Source organism: Rhodococcus sp. P4_C10 (genome assembly GCF_056402135.1).
Genome location: NZ_JBFUHZ010000005.1, coordinates 172,238 through 182,103 on the forward strand (window position 1 = coordinate 172,238; position 9,866 = coordinate 182,103).

At 71.1% G+C, this 9,866-nt stretch carries 9 protein-coding genes; 7 read left to right on the forward strand and 2 right to left on the reverse strand.

The genetic code is table 11. The features are described 5' to 3' along the window. Positions 1–12: 12 nt before the first annotated feature. Complete coding sequence (locus AC1DWC_RS04425; protein ID WP_477906334.1) at positions 13–1,677, reverse strand: acyl-CoA dehydrogenase family protein; 1,665 nt, start codon at positions 1,675–1,677, stop codon at positions 13–15. A 34-nt stretch (positions 1,678–1,711) separates the two neighbouring features. After that, entirely contained in the window at positions 1,712–2,368 is a 657-nt protein-coding gene (locus tag AC1DWC_RS04430; RefSeq protein WP_477906335.1) for a TetR/AcrR family transcriptional regulator, read from the reverse strand. 125 nt (positions 2,369–2,493) lie between these two features. Here AC1DWC_RS04430 and AC1DWC_RS04435 point away from each other — a divergent pair, with 125 nt between their 5' ends. The 7 genes from AC1DWC_RS04435 to AC1DWC_RS04465 form a co-directional block, all read left to right on the forward strand. Then, on the forward strand, positions 2,494–4,017 hold the full coding sequence (locus AC1DWC_RS04435; protein ID WP_477906336.1) for a class I adenylate-forming enzyme family protein: 1,524 nt from the start codon (positions 2,494–2,496) through the stop codon (positions 4,015–4,017). Positions 4,018–4,177: 160 nt separating this feature from the next. Continuing rightward, positions 4,178–4,666 carry a DUF420 domain-containing protein gene (locus AC1DWC_RS04440; RefSeq protein WP_477906337.1) on the forward strand — a complete coding sequence of 163 codons (489 nt, stop codon included), beginning with the start codon at positions 4,178–4,180 and terminating at the stop codon, positions 4,664–4,666. 64 nt (positions 4,667–4,730) lie between these two features. After that, entirely contained in the window at positions 4,731–5,804 is a 1,074-nt protein-coding gene (gene argC, locus AC1DWC_RS04445; RefSeq protein WP_477906338.1) for an N-acetyl-gamma-glutamyl-phosphate reductase, read from the forward strand. Further along, positions 5,801–7,039 carry a bifunctional glutamate N-acetyltransferase/amino-acid acetyltransferase ArgJ gene (gene argJ / locus AC1DWC_RS04450; protein ID WP_072845571.1) on the forward strand — a complete coding sequence of 413 codons (1,239 nt, stop codon included), beginning with the start codon at positions 5,801–5,803 and terminating at the stop codon, positions 7,037–7,039. The genes argC and argJ overlap by 4 nt, the downstream gene beginning before the upstream one ends. After that, complete coding sequence (gene argB / locus AC1DWC_RS04455) at positions 7,036–7,953, forward strand: acetylglutamate kinase (RefSeq protein ID WP_477906339.1); 918 nt, start codon at positions 7,036–7,038, stop codon at positions 7,951–7,953. Before argJ ends, argB begins: the two co-directional genes overlap by 4 nt. Then, positions 7,950–9,155, forward strand: a complete 1,206-nt coding sequence (locus AC1DWC_RS04460) for an acetylornithine transaminase (protein WP_477906340.1) — start codon at positions 7,950–7,952, stop codon at positions 9,153–9,155. The genes argB and AC1DWC_RS04460 overlap by 4 nt, the downstream gene beginning before the upstream one ends. Then, the coding region (locus tag AC1DWC_RS04465; protein WP_477906341.1) for a Rossmann-fold NAD(P)-binding domain-containing protein at positions 9,152–9,866 on the forward strand (715 nt) is incomplete at its 3' end. The genes AC1DWC_RS04460 and AC1DWC_RS04465, both read left to right, overlap by 4 nt.

Genomic DNA, 9,866 nt, shown 5'->3' on the forward strand with positions numbered 1-9,866 from the left:
GGACCGCTCGGCTCAGTGCCGGTCGAGAATCGTCGCGAAGTCGGTGCCGGCGGGCAGGCTGCCGTACTCGAGGTCGCGCTCGGGTCCGAGGCGGGCGGCGAGGAAGGCTTCTGCGACCGCGGTCGGGGCGGTGCGCAGGAGCAGGGAACCCTGCAGGCCCAGCGCCATCGAGGCGGCGACGGCCCGCGCCCGCAGCTGCGCCTGGGCGGGGGCCAGGGTCGCCAGTTCGGTGAGCGAGCGTCGCATCGCGTCGTGGTGGGCGTCGAAGATCGTCGACGCGCCGCGGGCCAGCGCGAGCTCGGCGTCGAACGCCTGCACCGACTCCGGCTCGCGGGTCATGGCGCGCAGCACGTCGAGCGCGATGACGTTGCCCGAGCCCTCCCACACGGCCATCACCGGCTGCTCCCGGTAGCGCCGCGCCAGCGGGAACGCCTCGGTGTAGCCGTTGCCGCCGAGGCACTCGAGTGCCTCGTAGGCGTGGTGCGGACCCCTCTTGCAGATCCAGTACTTGCTGACCGCGGTGGCCAGGCGGCGGAACGCCTTCTCGGACTCCGACGCGTCGTCGTCGTGGGCGCGGGCCAGCCGCAGCGAGGTGGCCGTCGCCGCCTCCGACTCCAGCGCCAGGTCCGCGGCGACCGCCGTCATCGCCGGCTGGTCGATCAGCGTCGCGCCGAACGCGGCCCGGTTGCGGACGTGCCAGAGCGCCTCGGCCACGGACTGACGCATGCCGGCGGTGGAGCCGTACACGCAGTCCAGCCGGGTGCGGGCCACCATCTCGATGATGGTGCGCACGCCGCGGCCGGGCTCGCCGACCAGGTGGCCGACGGTGCCGTCGAGCTCGATCTCGGACGAGGCGTTGGACTTGTTGCCGAGCTTGTCCTTGAGCCGCTGGATCCGGAACACGTTGCGGGTGCCGTTCTCGAGCACACGGGGCACCAGGAAGCAGGAGAGCCCCTCGGCGCCGTCCTGCACGGTCTGGGCCAGGATCAGGAAGCCGTCGGACATCGGCGCCGAGCAGAACCACTTGTGGCCGTTCAGTACGTAGTCGCGCCCGCCGATCGAGGTCGCGGTGGTGGTGTTGGCGCGCACGTCCGAGCCACCCTGCTTCTCGGTCATCGCCATGCCGAACAGCACACCGGGCTTGTCGCCGGGGGCGCGCAGTGCGCCGTCGTAGCCGCGTGCGTACAGCCGGGGCAGCCACACCTGCGCGAGTTCGGGCTGCAGTTCCAGCGCCGGCACCACCGAGTGGGTCATCGAGACCGGGCAGGAGTGTCCGGGCTCGATCTGGGCGAACATCATGAACGTCGCGGCGCGGGCCACGTTGGCACCTGCGCGGGGCTCGGCCCAGGCGCTGGTGTGTGCGCCGTGCTCGACGGCGGCCGAGATGATTCGGTGGTACGCGGGGTGGTACTCGACCTCGTCGATGCGGTTGCCGTGCTTGTCGTGGCTGTGCAGGCGCGGGATCTCCGTGTTGGCGAGTTCCGCGTCGTGGATGAAGCTTTCGGTCCCGACCAGCGCCCCGACGTCGGTGAGGTGCGACTGCGCCCAGTCCGCGTCGTACCGGCGCACGCCCTCGACGAGCGGGATGTTCGAGGTGTACTCGTTGACATCCACACGCGGCGGCGCCTGGTTGAAGACCTCGTGGGTGTGGTGTCCCTGCGCTACGACGTTGGTCATGGTGCGTCCCTTCGGGATTCGGTGGCGGGATGGATCAGGCGGGGTGGCCGGGAGGGGTGGACGTGGTTGAAACCGGCTCGGCGCCGACCGCGCGCAGGCAGAGTCCGAGGATGGCGTCGACGATGTCGGCGTCGGAGGACGCCTCCGTCGCCTCCGCCGGTACCGGGGACAGTCGGCCGGCGAGCGACTCGCTGATCGCGCCGATCAGGGCGGCGGCGGCGATGTCGACGTGCTGCGCGGGGAACTCCCCGGCGGCGATGCCGTCGTGCAGGATCGCCGTCGTCACCTCCACGTAGGAGCGGCGGTAGATCAGGCGTTCCTCGTCGACCCGCGGGTCGACCGGTTCGAACAGCAGCGACCAGGCCATCTGCCGGCCGCGGATGGCGCGCCAGGCGAAGGTGCGGACGACGGCCTGCAGTCGGTCGGTGGCGCTCTCGCACGCCTCGACGGCCTTGCGGACCTCGGCCAGTTCCTGGTCGGCGCCGCGTCGGAACACGGCGGCCAGCAGGTCGGCGCGACCGGCGAAGTGCGAGTACACCGACCCGACGCTCATGCCGCAGGCGTCGGCGATGGCCTTGACCGGTGCGGCGGCGAACCCGCCGGCGGCGATCAGCTTCTCGGAGGTGGCCAGCAGCAGCTCGCGGCGCTGTGCCTGCGCGGCCCGGGTCTTGTCGGTCGCTCGGTACGCCATCAGGCACCACCTTTCCCGAAACTATGAATCATGGTTCAATCCTTACGAGAGCTGACTGTAGAACGAATCGGCGCACACGGCAATCCCCGACCCGGAGACACCCCGGGACGTCCCAAGGAGAACTCATGAACCTGACGACGATGCTCGAGAGCACCTGCCGGAAATTCCCCGACAAGGAAGCGGTGGTGTACGGGGCCGAGCGCATCACCTACCGGGAACTGCTGGCCGCCTCCCGGCGCGCCGCCGAGGTGTTCCGGGCCCGCGGCGTCGGCCGCGGCGACCGTGTCGCGGTGATGACCTTCAACACGCCCGGATTCGTCATCGCCGCGTTCGGCGCCTGGCGGGCCGGTGCGGCGGTGGTGCCGGTCAACCACAAGCTCGCGGCGCCGGAGGTCGAGTACCTGCTGCGGCACAGCGGGGCGACGGTGGGCGTCGTGTCGGCCGAGCTGCGACCGGTGGCGGAAGCCGGTGCGCCGCAGGTCGACTGGCTGTTCACCGAGGGTGGGCCGGACGCCGAACGGGACTTCGACGCGCTCGTCGACGTCGCCGACGAGTGGGACGGCGTCGAGCTGGTCGAGACCGACATCGCCCAGGTGCTCTACACATCGGGGACCACCAGCGCCCCCAAGGGCTGCCTGCACACCCATCGCTCGATCACCACCGTCGCGCCGTACATCGCGACCACCCTCGGGCTCGACCGTGACGAGCGGGTGCTGATCGCGATGCCGATCTGGCACGCGGCCCCGCTCAACGTCTGGTTCGTCCCGAGCATGTTCCTCGGCGGCACGGTCGTCCTGATGCGCGAGTACGCGCCGCTGCCCTTCCTCGAGATCATCGGCGCCGAGAAGATCACCGCCTTCTTCGGCGCCCCGATCGCCTACCTGGCGCCGCTGCAGGTCGCCCGGGCGGCCGGCATCGACCTGTCCGCGTACGACTTCTCGACCATGCGGCGGTGGACCTACGGCGGCGCCCCGATCGGCGCCGAGGTCGCCCGGCAACTGCAGCAGGCGTACCGGTCCGAGGACTTCTACCAGGTGTACGGCATGAGCGAGATGGGTCCGACCGGCACCGCGCTGTACCCGCACGAGCAGATCGCGAAGGCCGGGTCGATCGGGCGCGGCGGCATGCCCGGGGTCGACCTGCGAGTGGTTCGCGCCGACGGCGTCGACGCCGGGCCGGGGGAGACCGGCGAGATCTGGCTCAGCGGGGACACCCGGATGCTGGGGTACCTGAACAACGACGAGGCCACCGCGGAGGTGTTCGAGGGTCGCTGGTACCGCACCGGCGACGTCGCCCGGCTGGACGAGGACGGCTACCTGTACATCGTCGACCGCACCAAGGACATCATCATCACCGGCGGCGAGAACGTCTACTCGCAGGAGGTGGAGGAGGCGATCCGGCCGCGCGAGGACGTCCTCGACGTGGCGGTGATCGGCCGGCCGCACCGCGAGTGGGGCGAGACCGTGGTCGCCGTCGTGGTGCCGGCGGCGGGGTGCGAGCTCGAGCTCGAGGAACTGCGCGAGTACCTGTCCGGCAAGCTCGCCCGCTACAAGATCCCGCGGGAGCTGGTGCTGGTGGAGTCGTTGCCGCGCAACCCGTCCGGCAAGTTGACCAAGCACGTGGTGCGCGAGAGCGTGTTCGGCGGCTGAGGCCCGCCGCACCTCGGATCGGCCCCTCGTCGGGGGCGTGTTAACGTCCGCGTGACGGTTTTACCGACACTGTGTCGGTAAAACCGTCGTCAACGCGCGCGAGCGGCATCAAGGGTGGTGCTGCCGGGCATCCGACGACGAAAAGGCACGGGCTCTGGTGATGGACGATTTCAGCGGGATCGACGGGTTCTTCGGTACGAGGGCCTCCCTGATGATGGACCTGATGGTCCTCGTCATGGCTCTGGTGACCGTCGTCCTGGTGTGGAGCGTGTACCAGGTGAAGGTCCGGCGACGGTTCGGCCTGCATCGGCGGGTGCAGATCCCGCTGGGCGTCGGACTGCTGGTTGCCGTGGTGCTCTTCGAGTTGGACGTGCGCCTCAACGGCTGGGAGGAGCGGGCGGCCGGCGTGGTCGGGGGCGAGGCGTCCGGTGTGGTGTGGACGGCCCTGGCGATCCACCTGGTGTTCGCCGTATTCTCGGTGCTGTTGTGGCCGGTGGTGATCGTTCGCGCGGTGCGCAACTTCGGCAATCCGCCGCAGCCGGGTGGGCACTCCGCGTGGCATCGGCGGTGGGCCCCGGTGGCGGCGGTCGGCATGATTCTCACCGCCGTGACGAGCTGGGTGTTCTACGCGGTCGCCTTCGTGGGCTGAGTCGACTGGGACGCCGGGGTGGCGGTGCGTGCATGAGATTGCATCATGATGCATAATCAATCGTATGGTGATTTCTGCAGGTTCCTCAGGCACGGCGTCCGCGCCGATCCGGGTCGCGATCGCAGGGGCGAGCGGGTACGCGGGCGGTGAGATCCTCCGGCTGCTGCTGGGGCACCCCGCCTACCTCGACGGCACGCTGACGATCGGCGCGCTCACCGCGGGCAGCAACGCCGGCAGCACTCTCGGCGAGCATCACCCGCATCTGCTGCCGCTGGCCGACCGCGTCCTCGAGCCCACCGACATCGACCGACTGGACGGCCACGACGTGGTGTTCCTCGGTCTGCCGCACGGCAACTCGGCCGCCATCGCCACCCAGCTGTCCCAGGACACCGTGATCATCGACTGCGGCGCAGACTTCCGGCTGAGCAGCGCCGCCGAGTGGGAGCGCTACTACAACAGCGAGCACGCGGGGACCTGGCCGTACGGGCTGCCGGAACTGCCGGGCCACCGGGAGAAACTGACCGGGGCCACCCGGATCGCGGTCCCCGGCTGCTACCCGACCGCGGCCAGCCTGGCGCTGGCGCCCGCGGTGGCGGCGGGGATCGTCGAGCCCCGGGTCAACGTGGTCGCGGTCAGCGGCACCTCCGGCGCGGGCCGCGCGCCCAAGGCCGACCTGCTCGGCTCGGAGGTGATGGGGTCGGCGCGCGCGTACGGCGTCGGCGGCGTGCACCGGCACACCCCCGAGATCACCCAGAACCTCTCCGCGCTCACCGACGCCACGGTGTCGGTCTCGTTCACCCCGGTGCTGGCCCCGATGCCGCGCGGGATCCTCGCCACCTGCACCGCCGCCACGACGGTCGACGAACAGCGGGCCCGCGAGGTGTACGAGAAGGCCTACGCCGACGAGCCGTTCGTACATGTGCTGCCGCACAACAAGTTTCCGCAGACCGGCGCGGTCATCGGCTCGAACGCAGCCCAGATCGGCCTCACCGTCGACGAGGCAGCCGGCCTGCTCGTCGTGATCTGCGCCATCGACAACCTCACCAAGGGCACCGCCGGCGGTGCCGTCCAGTCCATGAACCTGGCCCTTGGCCTGCCCGAGACCGCAGGTCTCTCGACCGTGGGAGTTGCCCCGTGAACGCCGTGCCCGTGATCCCCGACTCCGTCCCCGTCGCCGGCGGACAGCTCGTCCGCACCCAGGGCGTCACCGCACCCGCCGGGTTCCGTGGGGCCGGCATCGCCGCCGGCATCAAGGTCAGCGGCCGCCCCGACCTGGCCCTGGTGTTCAACGAGGGCCCGGACACCGCCGCGGCGGGCGTGTTCACCACCAACAAGGTCAAGGCGGCCCCGGTGCTGTGGTCGCAGCAGGTGCTGAGCACCGGCCGGGTCCGCGCGGTGGTTCTCAACTCCGGCGGCGCCAACGCCTGCACCGGAGCCCCCGGGTTCCAGGACACCCACAAGACGGCCGAACACGTCGCCGCCACGCTCAGCGACTGGGGCACGGAGACCGGCGCCGTCGAGGTCGCGGTGTGCTCGACCGGGCTGATCGGCGACCGGCTGCCGATGGACACGCTGCTCGCCGGCGTCACCGAGATCGTGCACGAGCTGGCCGGCGGCATCTCCGGCGGCACCGACGCCGCGTACGCGATCATGACCACCGACACCGTCCCCAAGCAGGCGGCCCTGCACCACGACGGCAAGTGGAACGTCGGCGGCATGGCCAAGGGTGCCGGCATGCTCGCGCCCGCGCTGGCCACCATGCTCTGCGTCATCACCACCGACGCCATCGCGACCGCCGAGCAGCTCGACGAGGCCCTGCGCAACGCGACCCGGATGTCCTTCGACCGCCTCGACGTCGACGGCGCCACCTCCACCAACGACACCGTGCTGCTGCTCGCCTCGGGTGCCAGCGAGATCACGCCGTCGCAGGAGGACCTCAACGCCGCCGTCCTCGCGGTCTGCGACGACCTCGCGGACCAGTTGATGGCCGACGCCGAGGGCGTCACCAAGCGGGTCACGGTCACCGTCGCCGGTGCGGCCTCCGAGCAGGACGCGCTGATCGGCGCCCGCACCGTCGCCCGCGACAGCCTGGTCAAGACCGCGCTGTTCGGCTCCGACCCCAACTGGGGCCGCGTGCTGGCCGCCGTCGGCATCGCCCCGATCGAACTCGACCCGGACCGGATCTCGGTGTCCTTCAACGGGAACCCGGTGTGCATCGACGGGGTCGGCGCGCCCGGCGCCCGCGAGGTGGACCTGTCCGGGATCGACATTGCGCTGCGCATCGAGCTCGGCGTCGGTGACGCGGAGGTCTCCATCCGCACCACCGACCTCTCGCACGCGTACGTCGAAGAGAACTCGGCGTACTCGTCATGAGTGCCGGTGTCGAGCATCTCGACGACACCGCCCGCGCGCAGGTGCTCGCCGAGGCGCTGCCCTGGCTGCAGCGTTTCCACGGCAAGATCGTCGTGGTCAAGTACGGCGGCAACGCGATGGTCGACGACCAGCTCAAGAGCGCGTTCGCGGCGGACATGGCGTTCCTGCGCACGGTCGGCATGCACCCGGTCGTCGTGCACGGCGGCGGCCCGCAGATCAACGCCATGCTGACGCGTCTGGGCATGGAGGGCGAGTTCCGGGGCGGATTCCGGGTCACCACACCGGAAGTCATGGACGTGGTCCGGATGGTGCTCTTCGGGCAGGTCGGCCGCGAACTGGTCGGGCTGATCAACGCACACGGCCCGTACGCGGTCGGGATCTCCGGCGAGGACGCGCACCTGTTCACCGCGACCCGCCGCACCGTCCAGGTCGACGGCCAGGCCACCGACATCGGCCTCGTCGGGGACGTCACCACCGTCAACCCCGACGCGGTGCTCGACCTGATCGACGCGGGGCGCATCCCGGTGGTCTCCACCATCGCCCCCGACGCCGGCGGCGTGGTGCACAACATCAACGCCGACACCGCCGCCGCCGCGCTCGCGGAGGCGATCGGCGCCGAGCGACTGGTGATGCTCACCGACGTCGAGGGCCTCTACACCGACTGGCCGGACCGGTCGTCGCTGGCCAGCGAGATCGACTCCGCCACACTGGAAAAGCTGCTGCCGAGCCTCGACGCGGGCATGGTCCCGAAGATGGAGGCCTGCCTGCGCGCGGTGCACGGCGGTGTCCCCTCCGCGCACGTGATCGACGGTCGCGTCGCGCACTCGGTACTGCTCGAACTGCTCACCGGCACCGGCATCGGCACCATGGTCACCCCCGCACCCACCACCGAGAACCTCGAAGGACAGTCATGACAGAACCGCTGCAGCAGCGCTGGTCCCACGCGCTGATGAACACCTACGGGGTGCCGCGGGTGGCGTTGGTCCGCGGCGAGGGCGCGGTGGTCACCGACGCCAACGGCAAGCAGTACCTGGACCTGCTCGGCGGGATCGCGGTCAACATCCTCGGGCACGCGCACCCGGCGATCGTCGACGCCGTGACGGCCCAGCTGTCCACCCTCGGCCACACCTCGAACCTGTACGCCACCGAGCCGGGGATCGCGCTCGCCGAGCAGTTGCTGGCGCACCTCGGTGCCGGTGAGGGCGGCAGCGTCACCGGCCGGGTGTTCCTGTGCAACTCCGGCACCGAGGCCAACGAGGCCGCGTTCAAGATCGCCCGGCTGACCGGACGCCGCAAGATCGTCGCCGCGGAGCGGGCGTTCCACGGCCGCACCATGGGTGCGCTGGCCCTGACCGGCCAGCCCGACAAGCGGGCCCCGTTCGAGCCGATGCCGGCCGGCGTCGAACACGTCCCGTACGGCGACATCGCCGCACTCGACGCCGCTGTCGACGAGGACACCGCCGCGGTGTTCCTGGAGCCGATCATGGGCGAGAGTGGCGTCGTGGTGCCGCCCGAGGGATACCTGGTGGAGGCTCGCCGGATCACCGCCGAACGCGGTGCGTTGCTGGCGCTCGACGAGGTGCAGACCGGGATCGGGCGCACCGGGTGGTTCTACGCCCACCAGGCGGTCGGCATCGTGCCGGACGTGATGACCCTCGCGAAGGGTCTCGGCGGCGGCCTGCCGATCGGTGCCTGCATTGCCACGGGGGCGGCCGCGGAGCTGCTCAGTCCCGGCAAGCACGGCACCACCTTCGGCGGCAACCCGGTCAGTGCGGCCGCCGCGCTCGCCGTGCTGCGGACCGTCGCGGACCAGGATCTGGTCAGCCATGCCGACGCACTCGGCAAGCACCTGATCCACGGCATCGAGGGCATCGGGCATCCGCTCGTGGACCACGTGCGTGGCTCGGGGCTGCTGCTCGGCGTCGTGCTCACCGCGGATGTCGCGCCCGCCGTCGAGAACGTGGCGCGAGACGCGGGCTTCCTGATCAACGCCGCGCAGCCCGGCGTCGTGCGGCTGGCGCCGCCGCTAATCCTCACCGAGGCACAGGCGGACGGCTTCGTGGCCGCTCTGCCCGGGATCCTCGACGCAGTTCAGAGCCAGGGAGATACGAAGTGAGTTCCACCGAGAGCACCAGCACGGTCAAGCACTTCCTGCGGGACGACGACCTGAGCCCGGCCCAGCAGGCCGAGGTGCTCGCGCTGGCCGCGGAGCTGAAGAAGGCGCCGACCGCGCGCCAGCCGTTGGCCGGCCCGCGCGGGGTCGGGGTGATCTTCGAGAAGAACTCCACCCGCACCCGCTTCTCCTTCGAGATGGGCATCGCGCAGCTCGGCGGGCACGCCGTGGTCGTCGACGGCCGCAACACCCAGCTCGGCCGCGAGGAGACGCTGCAGGACACCGGACGGGTGCTCTCGCGTTACGTCGACGCGGTCGTGTGGCGCACCTTCGGCCAGGACCGGCTCGAGCAGATGGCGGAGGGCGCGACGGTGCCGATCGTCAACGCGCTCTCCGACGAGTTCCACCCCTGCCAGGTGCTCGCGGACCTGCAGACGCTCGCCGAGCGCAAGGGCGAGCTGAAGGGTCTGCGGCTGACCTACCTCGGTGACGGCGCCAACAACATGGCGCACTCGCTGCTGCTCGGTGGCGTCACCGCCGGCATCCACGTGACCGTCGCGGCGCCCGCGGGCTTCGCGCCCGCCGAGTGGGTGCTCGACGCGGCCCGGGCCCGGCCGGCGGTGGTCACGGCCTCGGTCTGCGACCGCGCCGACTCGGACCGGGCGGTGGTCACGGCCTCGTCCCGTCACCCTGCACAGTCCCGTCACCCTGCGC